A 22,674-nucleotide genomic window follows, 5' to 3' on the forward strand; every position below is an offset into this window, starting at 1 on the left:
AAGGGTAGTTATTAAATTGCGAACCAACATACTAAAACGCAAGATAAACGGACTCGTCCGTTTTAATCTGTAGGCCATGGCCTACGTGGACCTTCGATGACCACCAATCCGGATCCATCCGCGCTGCAGCAATTGCGTCGACAGCTTGTCGACCAGCTCGATCAGCTGCCGCAGCGTGATGCAATCGACCTGGCTGACGCCAATCAGTGGATTGACTATGTGGTTGCGCACATGCCGCATGAGGCTTCTTGGCACATGGCCCGGGCCGGCGGAATCGGTGGCAGTGAAATCGGCGGACTGGTGCGCAACTACCTCGGTCACCGAGCTGACTTCATGTTCAGCGCCCACGACTGGGCGATGGAGAAGCTGCTCAAGGCACCCCCGACCCCCACAACCCCGGCGATGCGTCGCGGCACGGAGTACGAGCAATCCCATCGCGCCCGGTTCTACCAGCAATTTGGCACCAACCGCGACGCGGTCGCCTACAAGAAACTGGCGAGTGCTAAGGGCACCCGGGCGTGGATGCGGTATTCGCCGGATGACCTTGTCGTATTGGCGCGACAGTCTATGGAGACCTCGGCAGGTGAGGTCACGGTGCAGGGTCGCTACTTGACCGATTACAAGGCGCCTACGTCCGTCGACGACGCTGAAGCCGTTTCCTTTCAGTACACCGCACAGCTCCACCAGGGCGCAATTCTGTGCGCCGAGCAGAATATCCAGATCAACGGCGCGATCTTGTCCCAGTTTGACTGGGCCAACTGGCGCCTGCGCAACGACTTCGTGCCAATCCGCCCCGAGCTCTGCGATCTGATCCGCGAGACGGGGGATCACTATTGGGCCTGCGTCCTACGCGGCGAAATTCCGGCGTACATCCGGACCAGGCGTATGGAGATCGAAGACGGCCAGCGCGAGGCCTGGACTCCCCAAGCCGCCCGGATTGCCCGCTTGTTGGCCCTTTCAAAGGCGTTGGGTGACGTTGCAGAGGGTGAGCGCAAGCGTCTTGTCGAAGGTATGGGGCTGAACACCCGACGCTTCGGCGGCGAGCGCCTGGTGTTTAGCGGGAATCTCTCCGTGACCGCCAGCGCCTCGGTGAACATCGAGAAGGCCCGCGAGTTGCTCGGTGAGGCGGTGCTGGCCACGTGCACGAAGAAGGCGAGTGGGAAGCCGAAGTACGACACCGACAAGATGGTCGCTTTTCTGACCGAGAAGGGCGTAGGGCTCGATCAATTCGTCATGCCGTCGTACGACAGCTCAAAGATCTATCAGGCCCTCGCCGAGCATGGTCACGATGCTGATGCCGTGGAAACCGAGATCATCAAGTTTGCGGCGGACAAGAACCTCAGGACGCAGGCGGACGCCTGGGTCGGATCGAACTTTGCCCCGCTCGCTTCTCCGCAAGAGAGCGAGGGTGAGGAAGGCGACGGGCAATCGGAGCATGAGGCGCCCGCCATCCAACGCGAGCGCGCCTAGTAGGCCGGTCGCACTCATTAGGCCCATCATCTATCTCAAAAGGAAATCATCATGGCATTCACCCAACGCGGTCCCGGTCAAGGCAAAGTACAGTTCGCTGAAATCAATGCGAAAGAAGGCACGATGAAGGTCAATACCGGTGAGCGTGAACAAGGCACCGGTAAGGTCATCTATCAACCGGTCGACACGATCGAAGGCCAGGTCAACGGCTTCCAGACTCGCGAGCAACCGAGCAACAATCCACAGTACAAGGATAAGACCGTCGCCACCATCTACTTCGCCGACAACACCGCGGTCAGCTTTTCGTTGAAATCCGGTGGCGATGCAACGTATTTTGGTGCGCGACTTCTCGCCAAACTGCTCGGCGCTGATCTCACCCGGCCACTTTCGATTACCCCCGGTCTGACCAAGGCCGGCGAGAAGATTGGTGAGCGGGTTGTTCAGTCGGATATGGCGTGGGTCAGCGTGAAGCAGGATGGGGAGCCCGTGGCGCCGAACTACGGTGTCGACGAGGCGCAACAACCCTTGGCTGGCCTGCCAGAGGCTCCGTTCCTCAAACTGGAAAACGGTGCCAACTCGAACCAACGCAACTACGCGGCTCTGAACGATTGGGTGGACGGCGCGACAGCGTATCTGAAGGAGACCGTCGAGCACCTGCGGGAAGCGGCAAAGAAGCCGGACCAGCACGAGACTCAAGCTGCGGCTGACGACGAGCTCATTGATCCGGACGACATCGCTCGTGCCGCGCATCAGCGCGAAGCCGCGTAACCGTCCTCTCAGGGCGCGTTGACATCAGCGCCTATCGGGCCTGGCGCTACCTGGTGCCAGGCTATTTTATTTTCCCCCACAGAGATTCCCTGGGTAACCCCGGCCATCGGTCTCCGGTGCACGGAGTCCAAATCTTGCATCGGAGTGAGCGATGTCTGCCACCACAAAGTGGATCGACCTAAATGACCCCGTAGGCGTGCGCCTACGAGTAGCCTCGCTGGAAAGCCGTCTGCTCTATGTCATTACTGGTATCAAACCCGGAACACGACTGTTCACAAGGGTCATCGAGGAGCTGAAGTTCCGCTCGAGCCCGACGGGCGCGTACCTGATTCGGCCATTCCGCGACGGCGAACAGGCACGGCCGAGCGAGTTCCGATCCATTTGGCCGAATGCCGCTACGCGAGTCATGACCCGCGGCGAGTTTTTCATCGATCTCGATGCCGCGCGCCGTTCCCGTGCAGACCGCGAGGGCGTTGCCAGCCAGCAGCGTGAGGACGAAGCCGCCGAGCTCGCGAGGTTGATCGAAACGGGCTTGTTCCTTGGCCGGAACGCCGATGGCGCCCGTATCTTCGAGGACATCACCGGCCGGTCACTGGTCACTGACGGCGGCGCCATGATTCGCGAGGGCGCGGGCATGAGCCCGACGTCCTTCCTGCGTGCCTCGACTGAGCGTGACCTGATTGCATGTGCGCAGGGCTTCCTGCGTGAAGTCAACCTCGGCGAGATCCAGCGCGAGGCTGACTTTCATCGCTTCGTGCGTGCGACATTCCCCGATGCGCCGGCGGATGCGGCTAGCATGCGCATGGCCTGGAGCGGTATCGAAGCCGCATTCATCGAATACCTCATACGTGAGCACGACAGCGCCTCTGCCGCGTGGGGGGATGCTGTCCACATCTTCGAATCCATGCCCGGCGGGGCGATCACCCGCGAGGTTGGAGCCGCACCGGTACCGATGCCGATCGCATTGGCGGCCCAACGCTTGTTGGGTGTTGCCCCAGCGCAGGAAGGAGAGCCGGAACCCAGTGTCCTGGTGCCAGCGGCTGGCAACGGCGCCGCGTTCGCCAGCCTTCCGCAGGGGATGAAGGTCTTAGCGGTTCGATCTGACGCAGCGGGAGCATTGGCCGAGGCGAACATCCACTGGAACCTGGGTGTTGTGTGGGCCGACAACGTCGAGCCGCAGACGCAGCATGACGGCATTCTCGCCCACAACGTGGACTGGCAAGCGGGTGCCCGGGGCGATGGCGTCGCCTCGCCCAACGCACTTGCGGCGGCACTGTTGCCTGGCGCGCGGGCTGTGTTGACTCTGGACGCCGGTGATATGCAATCGGACTCCGGGCGCCTCTCCGCCGAGATTCGTCAGTACCTGGCCTCCCTCGAGGCAGTCGGTACGGTCGAGTTCGCGTTCGATATTTCGCGTGCGCTGACGCAAGCCGGCGGTGCCCCGAACGGTGCTCGAGTGATTGTTTTCCGTAACCGCCCGCGGCGTGCCGACGATCGGCAGTATGCGGAAGCTGAAAAGCTGCCGGTTTGCTTTGATTGGGACGGCGTCAAGACCATTGTCGACGAGACCCTCACCCTGCGAGAGAACGCTACAGAGGTCGAGGTTGACCCGGACGAGCCGATCAAGGTCGGTGACTTGCGCGAAGAGAACCGGTACCAGCGCCCGTACACGGCTTTCTCCCGCACCGGTCCCGGCAGCACCATGGTGCCCAAGAATCTTCAGGCTTCGTTGAGTTATGCCCTCGCCAAGCTGGAAGAGGAGCGTGGCCAGATTGACGAGTTCGTTGCGCACGAGCTGGGGATGGGTTACGAGACGCTGCCCGAGCGATTCTCGCCCGAGCAGATCGACGCGATTTCGCTGATGATCAACCGGGTCCAGCAAGGTCGAGGAGCGATCCTTGGCGACGAAACTGGGATTGGCAAAGGCCGCAGCCTCAGTGCACTTGCCGCGTGGGCTCACAAGCAAGGCCGCCCGGTGATTTTCTTTACCGACCGTGCAAACCTGTTCTCGGACCTGGCGCGCGACCTGCTTGACATCGAGGAGTGGAGCCGCTTCCGCCCCTTCATCACCAATCAGGATGGCCAGATCCTCGACATTACCGGGGAGGGCCAGGTACTCGCGGACCCGGTGCCGGCCGCCCGGATGAAGGCGATCCTCGCGGAGAACCTGTCACCTGAGCAACTCGGCGCTAACATCATTTTCACGACCTACTCTCAGGTCAATTCGAAGGACTCTCCAAAGGGTGAGTGGCTACTCAACCACTGCCAGGACGCTTTGGTGTTCTTTGACGAAGCTCACGTTGCAGCTGGCTCTGACTCGAATACTGCCGAGCGTGTCCACCAGATTGCGGAAAGCGCGTGGGGCGTCGTCTATTCCTCGGCCACCTGGGCAAAGGCTGCCAAGAACCTGCACATCTATTCCCGTGCGTTCCCGGAATCTGTGAATATTCAACAGGTTACTGATGCGATGAACCGCGGCGGCGAAGAGTTCGGTGAAGTATTCTCGGCAATGCTTGCCCGCGACGGCGGGTTTATCCGTCGGGAACACGATCTGTCGAAGATCGACTTCGTCGTTGAAGTCGACTCGCCCCGTACGGACCGCAATACAGCGGTTGCCGGCCAGGTATCCGAGATCCTCGGCATGATGGCCATGGTTTCCGGGGAGATTGATCACCTGCTGCAGCGCGCCAACACGCAGACGAAGTCGCTGCTGCTAGCCGCCCAGGCTGCGCGCGAGGAAATCCGGAAGGCTGAGGCAGCTGAAGAGAAACGTGAGCTCGAGGCAATTGAGTCGATCGAGCATCGGGTCTCGGAGCAGGAAGCAATTCGAGCTAGCACCGAGGAGCATCGCCGTGCGGCGGAGAGCCGTGTTGCGGAGCTTGTCGCCTTACGTGGTGCTGAAGACCAGCCGTCGAATGAGGAGGAGGCCATGTCGGGCCTCATTGCCCACCACACGGTCGGCCTGGACGAAGCGAATGCGCGGTTGGAGGGCCTGCGCCGCGAGCTCGCGCAAGCTAAGGGGATCGCCCGCGAGAACGCGCGGACACGCGTTGGCCGCGCGCGGGCTAGCGCCACCCATGCGGCTGGACGCCTCTTCGCGTCCCGATTCGGCACTGGCGGCGCCATCTATCAGGCGATGCGCCGCACGCTGGCCGCCCTGTCGGCCGACCATGCCATCGAGCGTGCCCTGAAAGCCATTGAGGCAGGCCGCCGCCCGGTGATCGTGTTCGAGGACACCGGTGAGGCGATGGTTCGGCAACTCATCGAGGAAGAAACCCTTCGGATGCAACGGGTTGCGCAGAACGCCTCGCAAGAAGGGGACGGCCTCGATGCGGAGCTCGTCAATCAGGCGACCCAGATTCTCGATGAACGAATCCGTGCGCAGTCGCAGGTCGACACAATCCGGATGCCGACGCTGCGTGATCTGATGAAGGCGCTGGTGAGCCGTCTTGGCGCTATCCGCTCTGTGGAGGTCAGCGCAGATGATCAGGATGGACGCGGCGCGCGGGCCGAAGACGACCAGGACCGCCTTGGTGGGTTGGCCATCGCGGACGTTCCAGGCGTGACGGCGGAACACCTCACGGCTTATCGCTCGGGTATTGAGCAGATCATGGCAAAGATTGTTACCTTGCCCGAGATGCCAATTATGCCGGCAGACGTAATCCGGGTGGGATTGGAACACGCTGGGCAACGCGTTGGAGAGATCTCCGGTCGCGGGCTGCAGCTTACGCCGGTTGATCCCGCGCAGCCGGCAGGCCTTGCCAAGATCAGCAAGCGCGCCCGCAAGAAGACAGACGTTATGCGCACGGTCAGGGACTTTAACTGGGGAAATCTGGACGTGCTGACTATCAACCGGGCAGCCGCAACGGGTTTGTCGCTGCACGCGTCGCCACGCTTCGGAAACACCCAGCAGCGCGAACTGATCGAGTTCCAGATTCCCGAGAACCCAACCGAGCGGATTCAGCTGTTCGGCCGGGTGAATCGCTTCGACCAAGTGGTGGCGCCGCGGATCTCCATCCTGACCACTGGTCTGTATGGCGAGATGCGTACGCTCATGATGCAGAACCGCAAGCTCGCAGGCCTGTCTGCGAACATCCGCTCTTCGCGTGACAACGCTGCTCTGATCGAGGACGTGCCTGACCTGCTTAACCGCTTGGGCGATGAGGTCTGCCGCGACTATCTGCTCGAGAACCCAGGAGTGGCGGGGCGGATGTCCATCGAGCTGCGCAACGCGCAGGACGCTGCAGGCCTGGCAAACAAGGTAACTCAGCGCATTGCGCTCTTGTCGCCCCGCGATCAGAAGAAGGTGTACGACGACTTGTATATGGCTTACGACGATGCCGTGATCCAGAACGAGATCGCCGGCGAGAGCTCTGGCATCAAGGATAACGACTGGCGCGCCCGTACAGATCGAGAGGTGCTCGCATGGGGGACGGACCAGAATCTCGATCTTCTGAGCGCTTTCGACGGCCCGGTCTACCTCCGCGACGTGGCTTACCAAAAGGATTACCAGCCATTGCAGTGGGAGCATCTCGAGGCGCGCATCGCCGAGCAAATCGCGGCGCTCAAAGATTCGGACCGGACCGGAAGGGTGCCGGTGCGGGGCGTTGCGCGCTCCCTGAGCGCGCCGATGTTCCGCGCCCTGAACAGGGAGGCCGAGGCGAGTGCACCGGAAAGGGCCGAGCAGTTCGCCCGATCGATCTTTAAGGAGATCATCGAAGCTATCCCGGCAGACGCCATCCCAGGCACTGAGGAGCCATTCGCCGGCAAACTTCAAGGGCTGGCGGCGATTGGCGGAAAAATGCTGACGTTTGGCGCCCGCGTGCCCGGTACCGAGATGGAGTTGCGGCTCATGGCGCTGATGTCGCGTTCCGGTGAAACCGCAACGATCTGGCACTCGAACCCCGAGGCAGCACAGATGGAGGGCAAGCCGGCAGGCATGCAGTGGCGTATGAACGTGAAGGCGGCCGTCAAAAGCGATGGCGAGGCGTGCTCTGCTGCCCTGCGGAAGCTCAAAACCTGGGGCGCGGACGAGATGCCCGGCGACGCCTGGTGGGTGGAGCGCTTCCGCCGGGAATGGGGCAATGATCCGAGGTTCGAGGCCCTTACTTTCATGCCTGCGGCCCGCAAAGCCGCCGAGGTGCTCGAGGCGAAGAAGCTGATTGGTCTTTCCCAGACAAAGTTCGGCACGATCGAGGAAGCACTGGCCGATAGCGAGCACAACGCCGTCAAGGAATCGCACCAGCGCAAGCTATTTGCCGAGACGGTACTCCCGTACCTCACGCCGGGCACCCAAATCTGGGTGCGGGAGGAGGAGGGTAGCAAATTTGCCCACTTCTTTGCCGATCGTCGGATGGTGATCGTGGGCGTTGACACGCCACCGCCCAATGAGGAAAGCATGCTGTCCAAGTGGCGCTTCCACTTGGCGAGCCCGGGCGAAGAGAAGCCGGTCGTCCTATCGGCATCCCATTTGCTGCGCCGCGCCGGCGCCGCACCAGAGTTCCCCCGAATCCACATCGATGGCAGCCTGTTCAGCCGATCCAAGCTCTACGAGCTGCGTGATGCAGCACGCCGCTTCAATGACTTCGAGCCCGGCCCGGTGCGGATGACCCGGTCCCTGCTGGTCGGCAACCTGTTCCAGGCAGCGGAGTGGGCCGCAGCCACCAAGAAGGGAACGGCCATCACCTACACCGACGAAACGGGGCAGCGCCACCGGGCGATCTCCATCCACAAGCGCGGTTGGGGTGGGGAATCCGAATTCAGCGTTATGTCGATGCCGCTGCGGCTCCATCAAAAGGGCATGATCATCAACTTCATTGAGGCTGCGGTTAGCAGCCGCGGCGACAGGGATCACGTTGACTCTGGCCGCGTATATGCACACGTCTCATTCAAGTCGGCGCTGTCAATCGGGCAGACCGGGGCCAAGAACGAAAGCTGGTTCAACATCGATCTGGCCAACAACCGCGTCGAGATGGACTTGGAAAAGTCCGAGAAGGCGAAGTTTGTGAAGACGATGCGTCAGGCTGTCGAACGAGACAAAAAGGCTTGGGAGGCAGCTCACCCGGACCAGCCGTACCCCCTCAACCTGGCGCTCTCGGCTACAAAGACCGGCAAATCGGAGAGCCGAACCGTCATGTACATTGGCTTGCCGGAAACGTGGGAGGGCCGGGAACGCCTCATCCACGCGATGGTAAGGAGCCAGGGCCTGCAGTTATACGTGTCGCGCCGCAACACGGGGTCGTATCGGACGGCTCGCCTGGCGGAGCAACGCTACTACGAACAACTCGTCGGGCCACTGGCTCAGGAACGTGCCGCGCGCGTCGCGCAACAGGAGGAGCGCCGGGAGCAGGTTCGGCAACTGCTGGCCGCCAGTGCGGAGGGCGGCGGCGCGGTGGAGGTCGCGCAGGGGCTGGAGGAGTCCACCGCAGCCGCGCTGGAGGTTGTCCCTGGCGAAACGGAAGCCCGAACCGAGACCATCGGCGACCCCTACGGCGAGGATGAGCAGGCTCGGGTTGTAGCCGCCTCACGGGAGCTTGGCTAACCGTTTAAGTTGTGGGGTAGAATATGAAAACGAAATAAACAAAGGAAGCAGCGTTGAGAATCGAGCGCCTCTGGATACCCGAGAAACCCAGCGTCGGCAAGGACATCGTCCAAGCCCTGATTAGAACGAAGCGCGCCAAGGTTCTCAACGCGAAGTCCGCGGCAACGGACGGCTACTTTTCGCTGGACACCGGTGATGTGGTCTGCCCGCTCTTCGGCCACATGCTGACTATGTTGCCGCCCGCGGCGTACCTGACCAAAGAGCAGAACGCCGGCAACTACTTTGAATTTCTGCCGCTGATCCCGCAGCCGTTCAAGTTCGAGCCGAAGCCCGACGTGGATGCAAAGGGGAAAGCCCATCCACCAAAACGCTTCAACCTGATCGGGGAGCTGTCAAAAAGGGCTGGCCAGATCGTGAATGCCTGCGATATCGACCGGGAAGGCCAGCTCATTTTCGATGAGATGTTCCTATATTGGGGGCTCGATCCGGCTGGCAATCGGTTCTTGCGGGCCAAGATCACCTCGAAGGCAGAGACCGATCTCGATCGATCAGTCACGGCCCTCGAGAAAAACGGTGCGGAGCATTGGGTTCGCCAGCGGATGGCCGCCAACGCACGCCAGGTCATGGACTGGTTGCTGGGCATGAATGGCTCGATGGCATATCAGCAGCTCACCGGCATCAAGACCATGTCGGTCGGACGTGTCCAGTCGCCGGTGCTCGCAATGGTGGTGCTGCGCGACTTGGCGATTCAGACGTTCAAGCCACAGACCTACTTTGTTCCCGTCGTGACTTTGGCCGACGGCACAGCGCTGCGCTGGGAAAAGCGGAAGGATGCCGCGGGGACAGCAGGGTTTGACGCTGCGGGGCGCCTCATTGACAAGTCCCTGGCTTCCGGCATGGTAGGCGCGATCAAGGCCGGCGCGCGCGGTACCGTCGCTGTGGCATCTACGAAAGTTGAACGCGAAAGCCCACCGCTACCGTTCTCCATGGGGCGCCTGCAGGCGACAGCGTCCAAGCAGCACGGGCTGTCCGTCGAGCAAGTAACCAAGGCGGCTCAGAATCTCTACGAGAAACACAAGGCCATCACCTACGTGGGCACCGACTGTGAGTACCTGCCGTCGGCAATGCATGCGGACGCGGGCGCTGTAGTCGCGCAGCTGGCTTCCGTGTTTCCGGGAAAGTGCGCCAAGGCGGATCCAGGCAGGAAGTCGCGCGCATTCAACGATGAGAAGGTGGATGAGCATTTCGCAATCATCCCTACCGGACTTGTACCTGCGCTTTCCGATGCCGAGTATGCGGAGCGCGCCGTCTATGAGACTGTGGTGGTCCGGTACCTTGCGCAGTTCTATCCCGCCTATGAGTACGAGAAGACCAGCCTCGTGGTGATGTACGGGCCGGATGAGTTCAGGGCCTCGGCTCGCCGCGACCTGGTGCTCGGTTGGCGAGAGCTGGAGAAGCCGGAGTCCACCGAGACTGAGGAAGCACCGGCCAATGGCCCAAGTCGCCCACTACCGAAGCTCGAAGTGGGCCAGCAGCTTGCGGCCACTGGCGTCTCCCTCGAAACCGGGCAGACCAAGCCTCCGAGCCGCTATGACGAGGCGAGCCTGATGGAAGACATGATCTCGGCCTACAAGTTCGCCAAGACCGAGCGCGACCGGGAGCTGCTACAGGAGACGCAAGGCATAGGCACATCTCGTACTCGTGGGCCGATCCTCCAGAACCTGCTGAAGCGGGGCTTCCTGCTGTCCACCAAGAAGGGGAAGCGCCACGAGATTACGTCTACGCCGTTCGGCAAGGAGACCATTGGTCGGTTGCCACCATGGCTGACGGACGTGGCCACCACCGCCAAGTGGGAGCTCATGCTGAGCGCCATTGCGCTCGGGGAAGCCGAGATGCAAAGCGTGATTGAATCCCAGATCCAGTACGTCAAGACCGTAATCGAGCGGGCTCGGATGCAAGTCTCGCCTCGGCAATCCGCAGCGAATGAGAAGGGCGCCGGCGCCGCCAAGAAAGCGGCGTAAGGCGGCTACCTACCCACCACGACCACAGATATTGGAGAAGCCTGTGCACCAGAACAGCAACCACGCCGAACCGAAGGAAGTTCGAGCAAAGAGCCTGCTGAATGATTTGCTGTCGTCCATGGCAGCGCGGCCGCAGGATCGAGCCATGTTCACGGCGCTCTTTGTCGAAGGGAAGCCTTCAGATGAAGTGCAGAAGGATCTGAATCTCTCCGATCAGGAGTATCGGGAGCAGCACCTGGCAATGATGCGCGGTTTTCGTAGCGGCAAACAAGTTGCGGCGTAATAGGAGACATCAAAATGAAAGCCGCCATTACGAAGGCATATGCTCTCGACACGCCGCGGGAAAGCGAAGGTGGTGCAGGACCCGATGCATGGAATGTCGAAGGTGCGGCACGCTTCGCCAATCGCTTGCTGTGGTCCGCCCTAGTGGATATTGTGGCCGTTGACGATGCGAATTCTGCCGGCCGCGCCGTATCGACCGAAAAGCAGGATTTGGCAACCTCTGCTCGTGTGTGGATCGCCGGCGCCGAGGACTGCCGGGTGACTTTCGACATATGCGTCGAGCTTCTGTTCTCGTCGGACATTCCCGATCTGGCTGACAAGCTTCGGGATGCAATCGAGGCCGACCCGAGCCGTGTTCTTGCGCTGGTCGAAGTGGCGATGCGCGAAGCGGAGTATGAGTCGACGGTGTATCGGTTCATGCAGCGTGCGTCAGCCGAGGATGCGGCGTCGGAACAGGTGGTGGAAGCTGCGCACGTGCCAAGCGAGGTCGCAACATCACTACCCACCCACGCTACAGCGTGGAAGCATCCTGAAACGCCGTGCGTCTCAACGCAGGCGGTCACCACGGCACTGATGGTCGACGTGCCACCGCTGCCCGTGCAGAGTTCGATCGCCGTACGGGTACTCGCTGGAGGTCAATACCTGTTGCCCCTGTTTGGCGACCAGGAGGATCCGGATCGGTTCGTTGGCGCGTATGACGACGGCTCTGCCCGATCGCAACGTCCTCGAGGAATGTGACATGGAAGCGGTCACTCCGGAAAAGCCGGAAGTTGTGGTGCCAATGCTGCGGTACTGCCCGTATCGCCTGCTTGCACGGTATGCGGAGCGCCTGTCCGTTCGGTTTCACATTGGCGATGCGGAGATTCCGGCCGTCGCGGTTTTTCAGCCGGAGTCGTTCGGCCCGGTGATCGCCATTGAAGCCGAGCGAGTTTGGCAGCGGATGGAGGGTGGATGCCGCGACGGCGGCTCTCTGGGCATCAGCCTGAGCGCGGACGAGGAAGCGATGTTCGGGCTCAACGCAACATTTCCGGCCATCGGCACAGATGTTGCGTCGACCATGCGCATTCTCGCCATTTTCGAAGGTGCCAATAGGGTGCTGGGCTTATCGAATGGCGCTGACCTCGATCTTGCCAAGCATATCCAAGCATTCGATCAGATCGATTGGTATGCGAACGGCCTTCCGGAGATTCCACTGCCGGAAGGATTCAACCCTGACTTCAGGCGCGAGGCCGTCTTGCCACGCGCAGAGAAGGAAAGCGACCATGCCAACGCCACCGAACACCAACGTACCTGAAGAGGGCCGCGGCCGCCTTGGCATCCCCTCCTCGGCGATCATTAAGATGGCCAGACGGGGGCTCGTGCCGACAGGGTTGCCGGCAACGGATCTGGCCGCGGCAACCGGCACCCAACTCGGCAGCGGGCCGGCGGCCAGCGGGCCTGCAGCGCCTGTCGTTCGCGTGAAGGGGAAATCAGCGGCAGAGGCGATGCCGGCGCTGAATAAGGACCGGTATGCACCGAAGGCAACGCCATTCGGTGCGAGCGTGCTTCCGCGAAAGGAGCTCCAGATCACCGCCGCGGCTGCCAAGAGCCTCACGCAGCTTGCAGCGGCCGTTTCGTTGGATCCCGGCAGTGGGCCTGAGGTACCGCGCGAAGTGCGAGTGGCAGCGCTCAATCAGCTTGTGGAGGGCGCGCATGTGACCGCCGACAAGCTTGCGCGGACTTTGGTTGGCCCGAACGGCAAGATTCCGGACTACCTACGCGCACGGTTACTCCAGCAGGCTTGCTTCTATATTCATGAGCAATGGTCAAAGACCGGGAAGTTTGACGCGGAGCCGCTCCTGGCGCTGAGTGATGACATCTTCAATGGGTTTGTGCCAGCCATCGATCAGCAGGTGGTTGATCTGTTTCACCATGCTGCGGACTACCGCAAGGTGGATGAGCGTGATGTAGCGCGTAGCCGCCTGCAAGTATCGGCGACTAAGGCGGTCTGGTCTCTTCTGGACGAAGTGAAGAGCGTCAAGATCGCCAAATGGGACCCAAATGCCCAGCCCGACGCAGTATTTGCCTTCGGCCGCGCACCCGAAGACATCGCGTCCGATCTTCTGACCGGGGTGCTCAAGATCGTCGATGAGAACAAGGTCGAAGTCCCGGACGTTGACATGGCTACCTCATGGATGCAGGGCGCCATGGGGCGCGCCGCGACTCTCGTCGGCGCCGAGTATCGGCTGTTGACCGCGCGGGTGCTGGACAACGCGCACCGAAACGAGATGCTGAGCCAGCAGGCACTGGCATCTGCCACCGCCCTGTACCAGGCACTGGTAGAGAAGGCGACCGTGCGGGCTCGGAACGTGTTCGTGAAGGTTGAAACGGAGGCGATGCAGAAGCTCGATGTGCAGCTGTTCAAGGAGTTCGTCAATGAAGCCCCGTCTGCCAAGCATGCAACCCGAATCACAGCCCGGTCGGAGACATCCAAAGCGGGTGCAGTCAAGGAAGCCAATCAACAAAATGGAAATGACACGAATCAGCCGGATCAAGAAGTCCGCCCTTCGTTTAGCTTTCGTCAGCGCGGCTAGTCTAGCCGTAGTTGCGGCATCAGCGCACGCGGACAGCAGTGATCAGTCCTGTACGGATCTGGAGGCTGCACGCCAGGCAGGGATTAATCGCGAAGTGAACAGGATAGACAATTCTGATCAGAAGATCTCAGATTCCAGCCAGGCGGCACAGAAGTGCATGCTGGACTTTGGCTACAGCTCCGGCGCCAGCATTGGGATGGGATCCACCATCGACAGCATTCTCAACGGCCTGGTGAAGAATCTGCAGTCGTCAGCTTGCGGCTCGCTTTCGAGCCGCAGTGTCCCTGACATGGCGAAGAGTGCGGGGACGCAGGCAACCAACGCGGTGACTACCGCCGGCAACTCGGCGGTGTCGACCGCTACCCAGGCAGCTACGTCGTCTGCCGGCACGGGGCTGAGCGGCCTCTGGGATCGACTAAGCGGCGCCCTCGGCCTGTAAAGGAGCAAAGAATGAAGAAACACTCCCCTGCGAGCGCTACAAAAATCGGCGTCGGTGCCGTTTTGCTGGTTGCGGCTAGCTCGGCCTCAGCGGTGATGGTCTGTAGCGTCGATGTCGTCGGGAAGATGCAGATTCTCGACCGCATTGAAGCGAGCCGGGACTACGTGACGGACCGTATCGACACGATGCGATCCGACGTGGTGAAAGCCATCGGCGAGCAAGGGAAACTTGTGGCCACACAAACAGCTAAGGCAGCCGACCAGGTGAGTACCGTGACTCGGGGGGCGAACAGCGAGACCGAGCGAAATCGCACCCAGAACAGATACCCCGCAACGCAGTGCGGCGTCACGTCGACCGCAAAGGCGGGCGGCGGCGGGGGCGGTTCTTCCGCCGGTACAGGTGTGGGCGAAGGCTCTGCGGCATCGCCGTCTGCTAAGAATACCTACACGCCCCGCCAGATTACCGCCGCTGAGGTCGCGCGTAAGGAGCAACTGCCGCCATCAGATCCAAACAAGCAGGCGGCCGACATTGGGGTCGGATCGTGCGGCACCTTTGCCGGGAGCGGCTCGATCGGCGACCAGGTTCGACGCTTCCTTTGTCGGGGCGCCGGTGTCAGTCCGTCAAACAGGAACCGCTTCATCGACGCGGATATTCGCGCTGACACGCTTTTCGACGGTCCTCAGCAGCTGGGCGCAGAGAAGCGTCGTCTGACCGTGGACCCAGCAGGCGACGAGGGCGAAGCGCTCTCCGCTTACCTGAACAACGTTGGTGATCCGCTGCCGCCGCGGATGGTGGGAGCGGAGGAACTGAAGACGCCGAATGGCCAAGCCTATCTGGGCTTGAAGAACGTCTATGAGGCGCGGATGTCGCTGGCCAAGAAGCCAGCGAATGACTACGGTGCCTGGCTGCTCGCACGGGCTAGCAACAAGGCCGCGGCGCAGCAGATGACCAAGGATGCAGACACGGGAGCGTGGGTCCAGAAGTATCTGGACGCCAATTTCCCCGCCTGGAGTTCCAAGGGCGTCTCGGATGCCGACCTCATAAATCTCGAAGTGGAGAAGCGGGTCGGCAATGAAGACTGGTACAAGTTGATGATTAGTGGCGGACCAGAGATTCAGGCACGCGAGCACCTCTACGTGGCAGCACTCGGTAAGCGTATCGACTTCCTGGCGATGCAGGAGCAGAAGCGGACAAACGTACTTCTTGGCCAGATCTACGCAACGTTATTGCAGCAGAACCTCCGGCCAGTGCTTCAGGGCTATCTCAACAGCCTAAAGTCCGGCGCCGCTGCGAACAGGTAGGCGGGTCATTCAACACAACGTAGCGATGCCCGCAAAATGTGCGGGCATACCTTTTTCTGAAGGGAGAGGGACGATGGAGCGCAGCATCTGGCGCAAGCATGCGCTGTTCTTGCTTGCCATAGCCATGAGCCTAGTACTTGTTGCATGGTCGGCACGTACATGGGCGCAGTCAGTCGGCGACATGCCAACTTACGGCCAGATCCAGGACGCTGGGTCCGGGGCCGACGACAAGGCCCGCAATATTCTAAACAACATGCTCGGCCAGTTCGGACAGAATCCGTTCGCCGCTGTTGGCCCGCCTACTGAGCTGCTCGGTAGCATGTTCTTTATCTTCAACGCGTGCTTGTTTGTCATTGGAGCAACGTGGGTTGGCTACCACGTCCTGTCTGGGATCGCCCAGACAGCACACGAAGGGGAAGTCCTCGGTAAGCGCTTGAGTACGTTATGGTTGCCGATCCGCATGACAATGGGCGTCGGGGGCATGCTGCCAGTTTTCGGCGGATTTTCCCTCGCGCAATCCATCATGATGACGGTCGGTATCCTGGGAATCGGTATTGCGAACCTCCTATCCACCACAGCCATCGATCGTGCAGCAGAATTCGAGGCACTTGTGCCGCCGCCGGCCATCGCCCAAGGAGTCGGGACCGTTGGCTTTACCGGGGAGCTCGGCCGCGATCTGTTCGCCATGCACGTGTGCACGCTGCTGAACAATGACTATCGAAGCAGGACGGGCCAGGCTACGCAGGAAATTACCTTCGACGGCACCAGGCTGGTGGCGCCGGATTCCTGTGGCGGCATAACGATCGTCACGCGTGGCAATAGCACCAGGTCCGCATCCAGCGTCCTCGGGTTTCGAAACGCCGCGGTGGACTATGACAAGATCGCGGCCATTTCTGATCGGACAAATCAGCAGTACCCAGCCGCGCTGAATTCGGTGAACGCCAGCATCCAGCCGCTGGCCCAGGCATGGTTTGATGCCTACGTGGCCGAAGATGCCCAGACCCACATGCGCATCAACCCGGTGCCGCCGTACCCGGACATGGATGTAGCAAAGACCATGGTCGAAGCGCAAAACCGGTTCATGGCGGCGATTCGCGGCGACTCGAAAGAGGACAGCTCGCTGAAAGACCGGGCGCTTGCGAACATGAAGGAGGGTGGGTGGGCGACCATAGGCTCCTGGTACAGCGCTTTCGCGGAGATGAACGCCGCAATTCAGACAGCGATGACCCAGACGACGCTGCAAGTACAGAGTCCTGAGGACATGCTCGCTATCGCCGGTGGCCAGCGGATCGAGTCCGTAGCCGATGGGCTAAAGTCCCTTGGCATCAAGGCAAGCACCGCGGTGGCGAGCAGGGCTGGAGATTTCTGCGACGAGCCCGGGATTCTTCCGAACTTCATTAGCGATGCAACGAACAAGGTGGGTGAATCCGTAGGCGCTGGGACAGCCACAGGGAATTGCTCTGTGGGGCAGTCCATCGTAATGGCAATAACCAACGGTGTTGCAGGAAATTCGGGTGGAAACGGGATGGTCAATCCATTGATCGCGGCCAAGAACCTCGGGGATTGGCTGCTCGTGGGCGTCCAGGGAGCTTACGTAGCAGTTGCAGCAATTCGCGGCACCGTTGCTCCGTTGGCCGCTGCAGCGGAAGGGGGGCTGACCGGATCGGAGAGTGGAGGTCTCGCGAGCAAAGCTGCGGCTGCAGGAGGAAAGCTGCTGAAGATGGGGGGAATCTTCGGAACGATCGCGTCTGATCTTGCAGGCTTTGCACCGGTGCTTCTCGGCGCGCTGATGGTGATTGGTATGATGCTCTCGTTCTACGTGCCGTTCATCCCCTTCATCACTTGGTTCACAGGCCTGGTGAGCTACTTCGCTAGCTTTATTGAAGGACTGATCGCCGCGCAGGTATGGGCTTTCTCTCACTTGCATGCAGAGGGTGAGGGCCTGGGTCAGCGGACGGAGAAGGGCTATCTCTACGTCCTGAACATGCTGCTGCGCCCCGGACTGATGGTGCTCGGCTTTTTCTTCGCCTCGGCTGCTTCTGTTCTGGTTGGCACGCTACTGTTCCAGATGTTTGGACCCGCCTTGGCTAACGTGCAAGGGAACTCGACGACTGGTGTGCTCAGCATTGTTGGCTTCTTTTGCATCTATCTGATGCTGACAATCATGCTGGTGCAGGTTCTATTCAACCTCATCTACGAACTTCCCGACCGTGTAATCGCGTGGTTCGGGAACGGTATGGAGGCTCGGATGGCCAAGGAACTCGACCACAAGGTCGAAGGCACAGTGCAGACCTTCGCCCGGTGGGGGGGGCACGCCAGCATGCCAAAATAAGTGACGTATACGGCACATTTTCGACTTGGCATGGCTTATGAGGTGCATTTCACAAGAAAAGGGCCCGCGATCAACGCGGGCCTTTTTCTTGCCCAGCACTCCGATCGCATAGCCACGCGCGCCCGCCGACTCGGGGCCGGCGGAGGAGCGCCAGCGGCTCGACCAGCGGGGCTGCCCGATCCCCCCCGCACAATGGAATCGGGGGCCAGCGACCGTACGCGGCAAGGGCGGCAAGGTGCCTGAGGTCCCCGTCCAGGAGGCGCTGGTGGATCGCCTGGCCACGCATCTCGCGGCACGCGGCTGCGCCGTGCCGCCGGTCGAGATGATGCAGCAGCACGTCGGGCATGCCTCGCTGGATACCACGACTCGTTACGTGCGCCCCGAGTGCGCGCGCAGACTTCAGGCAATGGCGGTCCTCTTACAATAAAGTCATGAAAACTGTGACAATAAAGATGCAAAGGAGGACTTTTCTCTTTTTATATCAATGACTTGCTGCTTCATTCGGTGGTAGGCCCGTCGACAGTCGGCTGCTCGGTCGGGAAGAAATGCGGAGTCATGGGGAATTTACAATAAAGTCCGAAAACCTGACTGGAGGAACACATCCTCGACCGCGAGTGAGGACACGGCCTGCCGGCGCCACAGCACCGCCCACAGCAAGCCGCTCAGTCTCCTTGCGGTAGGCGCGTTGCGTCAGCGTAGGCAGGACCGCGGCCGACGCGCCACCCGCGCCCGGCGCCTCGCGTCCTCCCGCGGCACGGCCGCGTGCCGCCAGCCAGGCGAGGATGGCCGCCCGATCGTCGTCCGGCCGAGCAAACATGGCTCGTGCGGAGCCCAGAACCGCCTCGCCGCGCCACTCAGTTCGTTCGGCGCGACCAAATGCTCCAGCGGCATCAGCGCGCGGCACCGCTCGCCCGGCAGGTCGGCCCGGGCCGCCTCAGGCAGGGCGCCGAGGGTGTCAGCGTAGGTGGCGACGACCGGCGCGAGCGCGCGCCTTGATGACGCCGATGCCACGCAGCGCCAGAAACCAGACTCCGCCCCGCGCCATGCGCGCGTGCAGCTCGCCCAGGGTGGGGCACGCCGGCGGCGGCGAGCAATATCTTTATTGTCTCCATCATTGTCAGCCCACCCTCGGGACGCGAGATGGGCTCCAGAATGAAAGAAGCCCCGCATTGCGCGGGGCTCTTTGCTGTTCACAAACGGTGAGTGAGATAGACATCAGTGATGTAGGTAGGTGAACCAAATCAAGAAGCGGAGGGCGACTACTGCGATGCCTGCCCAAACGCACAACTTCGCTACGCTGCCGGGAACACCTTGCCAGAGGTACTTCTCGATCTCGGCAATAGGTTGCCCGGCTGCGACGGGATGCTTGGCTATCATAACGGCCAAGTTCTCCGCGACCATCAGTGGGTAAGAGGCGACAAGTACCGCGGCGATATATGCGGCGAGTTTCTCGTACCCGAGAAGTCCGGCTACGGCCGCCAGCACAAATCCGCCGATGATGCCAAGCCGCACGATCCAGCTGCTGGCGTAACTGAAAACACCTGGCCCGAACTTGTATGCCTTGATGTACAGGGCGGTGGTAACGAGCGCGAATATCGCTATAGCACAGGCCAATATATGGGCGTGCGCGGGATTCCCGCGTATCGGCGCCAAATCTCCAGTAAGGAGGACACGCCCCAAGCCAACGGGAGAATAGCAAAGCACAAAGCCCGCAAATGCCGCAGCTGGTAGCAAAACAGCCATCGTCAACGGGCGAGAGTTCATAATCCCCTTGAGAGCGGCGGTCTGAGCAGCCACAACGCCCGTTCCGACACCGGCCATTACGGCAGTGAAAGGAGCCAGCCCCTTCTCAGACAAGTTGTGATTGGTGAACTTCATATTACTCCCCAGTTATAGTCCGGCCAGATCTGGCGCAGCCGGTACAGTTCTTGTGTCTAGTTGGCCCGTAGACTACCCCGCCCAAACGGTGGATTTCTACCCCACGCTTTCATGATGCCGCAGTAGGGGGGGTACCACGCAAATCTTTCTCCGAAAACATCAGGGCTCTATGCTCCCGTTAGACGCGGACGGCAGAGGCGAGTATATTTCGAAGTAGCCTGGCACATCGATCTATAACAATGACTCCATCAACTCTTGACCCCGCCGGTTCACAAAGGCAACTTCTCCAGCGTTTTGGCATGGCAGTTGTGGCAAGCTCCGAGCGCCTGGCCGAGGAGATGTCGCAAGCCTTCTCCTCCATCGACCAGCATCTCCAGTCGCCGCGGTTGGCGAGCTGGGGCGTCGACTGCGACTGGTTGCTGAGCGGGCTGCAAAACACCAGCCGCACAGCCCTGGACCTTCTCGCCTGCGCAGGTCATTGCAGCCAGGGAGAGTCAGACAGCATTCAGCGCCGAATCATGCTGAACATAAACCAGGCGAGGGTGCAGGCTCAAGCCGCTGGCAATTCTGTCGCGCCCATCGTTGCCGCAAGCAGAATCACCTCATTGGTCACGCGGGCAAAGGAAGACAGCGCTGTAATCTACAACGATCTGCGGGAGGCTCGCACCCGTGAGCACGGACCTCGCCAACGTGCACAGTAGGTAGCTCCCTCAGATCCGGCATTCGCTAGATCGCTTCACCGGCCGGCGCGAGAGTGCCGGCCCCTGCCTCCCTCAGCCTGGCGCGACGCCACCTGCCCGCTCGGCCCTTCACGACTTGTAGGGCTTTCTGCCCTCGATCCCTCAGCCGTCTTCACAGCCAGACCTCGCAGGACATAAGGCGTCCGCTCGAATATGCGCGCATAGCGCGCCGTGGCGCGCTAAAGGGCGTCCTAGCGCTTTCAAGCGCGCTGGCGCGCATAGAGGCGCCTAGAAGCGCGGATCGATTGAGAAAGCGCACTCCGGCCCATTTCGCAATCCGGCGTAATTGCCAGAGTGAGATTCACAACAACGGACCGGGAACTCAATACAAAGTCCTTGGTGATTCAATACATGCGCGCACCTGGCTTTTTCGTGTGGTCGGGTAAGCCATTGAGCAAGAAGAAGAAAAGGTATTCGGATACGGCCGAAAGATTTTACGGATAGAAGAAAACGATGCCACTTCGACTTTACATTGAGACGGTATTTGTAAAATTTGCGCCAATCCCCGCGCGTAGGAAGGCAGAAGGGCGAGCTGAAGGCGGCCGGCTAGGCGCGAAGACTTAAATCTCGCACGCAATGAGGTTGAATCAAGCGCGCTCGAAACAGTGGCGAGCAACTCAGACCGTCGGCAATCAAGTTGGCCAGGAAGGGGCCAAATTATTTACACCTTTGCGGGCCCCAAAGTTTACAATTTGCCCATAGCAGAAAAGGTGTTTTACTTTACCTGTGTAGTAGGGTCGAGGATGCAACTGCGTCCTTTCTCGGAACAGCGGAAGATGATTGACTGTAAACATGATGTCCCTGGGGAGTTCGAGCCGGAAACGAGGCCCAATCCGGGGAAAGATGGCCTGCAAGAGGAGTCACTACAGCGCTGGGTGGAGGTTGTAGGTCAGTTCGAGTTCAAGTCACCCGCTGAGAGAGGACTGATTCCAGATTTCGTTCTGACGCAGATGACCCATCGACCGGATGGACTGCCGCAAGATCAAACCCCTGATGCAGATAGAACTGAGTCCGGCAACCAGGAGACAGGAAAGACTGGCCGCAAGCAGCACGATGTGCGCGCGACCGCGGAGGCAGTGTTCGGACCGACGCCGCAGCGAGTATCAGACGTAATCCTGCGTCGCTACCGCTGGGCAGTTGACTCGCTGTGGAGGAGAGTCGTCGCCGAGGATGAGGGCGCGATACGACACAGGCCAGTCGGCCCTCTGGAGATCGTGGACCTGCTGCTGCGCCGAGTGCCTGAGCTGCGCAACTCGACGTTCAACACGACGCGGGCGGCGGTGCTGTACTGGCTGGACGGGATGCCCGCCAATCCAGAGGCAATGCAAGCGAGGGTGATCCTGCTCACAGGTTGCCCTAAGGACGGATTCAAGGGGCCGAAGCCGGGGACCACGGCGACGCGCTACTCGTCGAAGTCGCAACGCAAGCGGACATTCGCAAGGCGGGACTTCAATCGGCTACTGCGGCATCTCGACCGGCGCGCAGAGGCGTCCTCCAATCAGCTTGCCGCTGGAGCCTTGGTTGGCTCGTGGCTGCGGGCCGGTCTGGCAGCGGGATTGCGTCCAGTCGAGTGGGTCGATGCGACCTGGTCTGATGAGTCCCGCACTCACCTGCGTGTAAAGACTGCGAAGCGGAGGCGACAGGAGGCTGACTGGACCGCTGGTCTGGCCAGACTTGAGCGCGATCCGGAACCGCAAGTACCAGAAGATCTGGCGGAGCCAGTTAAGTATCGACTCGTCTCGATTGATGAATCCGACAGGGGCGCGGTCGAAGGATTTATGGCGAAACTGAGGACTTTATTGGACGCTGGTGAGGAATTTTCGGCAATCTATTCACGAGCGCGGCAATATTTGTGGTTGTCTTCAATCTCGGTATTCGGAAGGGACGCCCCTCGATTTACACTATATCAAATGCGTGGTCAATTTGGGTCGAACAGGAAGGCGCGCCAAGGGGTCTCCGCGACAGCCGAGGAAATGGGTAATGCGGCTTCGAAGGCGAATACATATTATGGCAAGGTTATTTATGCCCACCGAACGGCGCGCGGCGGGGTAGACAAACCCGCTGATCGGCAAATTGATTCCGGACGCGAAGAGGCTTGAAGCCGGGAAAAGACGGTCGGCATTGAATGAGCCCAGAATAATGATTATCCGCTGGCAGGGGTCTCTGCACGCAGTATGGGAACTTGTGCAAGTCTATTCTGACGTACTGATATCCGGGGCCATACAGAACTGATGAAATCCCAGCCTATGGGCAACGGCCCTGTGGTCTCCCCTCCGCCGAATGAAACCACCAATATCCACGGTGTGCTGCCTGGCTGATTTAAAGTCTG

Annotated in this window: 15 protein-coding genes; 14 read left to right on the forward strand and 1 reads right to left on the reverse strand. The window is 60.7% G+C overall.

From position 1 onward, the window contains the following. The first annotated feature begins 96 nt into the window (after positions 1-96). From ACREYQ_RS34055 to ACREYQ_RS34110, 12 genes are all read left to right on the forward strand, one after another. A complete protein-coding gene (locus tag ACREYQ_RS34055) occupies positions 97-1,470 on the forward strand; it encodes a YqaJ viral recombinase family protein (protein WP_432263447.1) in 1,374 nt (457 codons plus the stop codon). A gap of 51 nt (positions 1,471-1,521) precedes the next feature. Further along, positions 1,522-2,238 carry a hypothetical protein gene (locus tag ACREYQ_RS34060; protein WP_432263448.1) on the forward strand — a complete coding sequence of 239 codons (717 nt, stop codon included), beginning with the start codon at positions 1,522-1,524 and terminating at the stop codon, positions 2,236-2,238. Positions 2,239-2,389: 151 nt separating this feature from the next. Next, positions 2,390-8,779, forward strand: a complete 6,390-nt coding sequence (locus ACREYQ_RS34065) for a strawberry notch C-terminal domain-containing protein (protein ID WP_432263449.1) — start codon at positions 2,390-2,392, stop codon at positions 8,777-8,779. Between the two features lie 53 nt (positions 8,780-8,832). After that, on the forward strand, positions 8,833-10,800 hold the full coding sequence (locus ACREYQ_RS34070; RefSeq protein WP_432263450.1) for a DNA topoisomerase: 1,968 nt from the start codon (positions 8,833-8,835) through the stop codon (positions 10,798-10,800). 43 nt (positions 10,801-10,843) lie between these two features. Then, positions 10,844-11,083 carry a hypothetical protein gene (locus ACREYQ_RS34075; protein WP_432263451.1) on the forward strand — a complete coding sequence of 80 codons (240 nt, stop codon included), beginning with the start codon at positions 10,844-10,846 and terminating at the stop codon, positions 11,081-11,083. A 14-nt stretch (positions 11,084-11,097) separates the two neighbouring features. After that, complete coding sequence (locus ACREYQ_RS34080) at positions 11,098-11,820, forward strand: hypothetical protein (RefSeq protein ID WP_432263452.1); 723 nt, start codon at positions 11,098-11,100, stop codon at positions 11,818-11,820. Position 11,821: 1 nt separating this feature from the next. Beyond that, positions 11,822-12,376: a hypothetical protein gene (locus tag ACREYQ_RS34085; RefSeq protein ID WP_432263453.1), complete on the forward strand. Its 555-nt coding sequence runs from the start codon at positions 11,822-11,824 to the stop codon at positions 12,374-12,376. Further along, positions 12,345-13,655, forward strand: a complete 1,311-nt coding sequence (locus tag ACREYQ_RS34090; RefSeq protein WP_432263454.1) for a hypothetical protein — start codon at positions 12,345-12,347, stop codon at positions 13,653-13,655. The genes ACREYQ_RS34085 and ACREYQ_RS34090 overlap by 32 nt, the downstream gene beginning before the upstream one ends. Further along, the gene (locus ACREYQ_RS34095; protein WP_432263455.1) at positions 13,594-14,094 is read left to right on the forward strand and encodes a hypothetical protein; all 501 of its coding nucleotides are present in this window, start codon (positions 13,594-13,596) and stop codon (positions 14,092-14,094) included. Before ACREYQ_RS34090 ends, ACREYQ_RS34095 begins: the two co-directional genes overlap by 62 nt. Before the next feature lie 11 nt (positions 14,095-14,105). Next, complete coding sequence (locus ACREYQ_RS34100; protein WP_432263456.1) at positions 14,106-15,395, forward strand: hypothetical protein; 1,290 nt, start codon at positions 14,106-14,108, stop codon at positions 15,393-15,395. A gap of 73 nt (positions 15,396-15,468) precedes the next feature. After that, positions 15,469-17,727, forward strand: a complete 2,259-nt coding sequence (locus ACREYQ_RS34105) for a DotA/TraY family protein (protein ID WP_432263457.1) — start codon at positions 15,469-15,471, stop codon at positions 17,725-17,727. Positions 17,728-17,962: 235 nt separating this feature from the next. After that, positions 17,963-18,154 carry a hypothetical protein gene (locus ACREYQ_RS34110; protein WP_432263458.1) on the forward strand — a complete coding sequence of 64 codons (192 nt, stop codon included), beginning with the start codon at positions 17,963-17,965 and terminating at the stop codon, positions 18,152-18,154. Between the two features lie 788 nt (positions 18,155-18,942). Here ACREYQ_RS34110 and ACREYQ_RS34115 read toward each other — a convergent pair. Further along, complete coding sequence (locus ACREYQ_RS34115; RefSeq protein WP_432263459.1) at positions 18,943-19,605, reverse strand: hypothetical protein; 663 nt, start codon at positions 19,603-19,605, stop codon at positions 18,943-18,945. Positions 19,606-19,844: 239 nt separating this feature from the next. Between ACREYQ_RS34115 and ACREYQ_RS34120 the strand changes: the two genes are divergently transcribed. Together ACREYQ_RS34120 and ACREYQ_RS34125 are read left to right on the forward strand one after the other, a co-directional pair. Then, entirely contained in the window at positions 19,845-20,306 is a 462-nt protein-coding gene (locus ACREYQ_RS34120) for a hypothetical protein (protein ID WP_432263460.1), read from the forward strand. A gap of 782 nt (positions 20,307-21,088) precedes the next feature. Then, a complete protein-coding gene (locus tag ACREYQ_RS34125; RefSeq protein WP_432263461.1) occupies positions 21,089-22,444 on the forward strand; it encodes a hypothetical protein in 1,356 nt (451 codons plus the stop codon). Positions 22,445-22,674: the final 230 nt, after the last annotated feature.

The organism is Cupriavidus sp. TMH.W2 (genome assembly GCF_050847365.1).
GTDB lineage: Bacteria > Pseudomonadota > Gammaproteobacteria > Burkholderiales > Burkholderiaceae > Cupriavidus.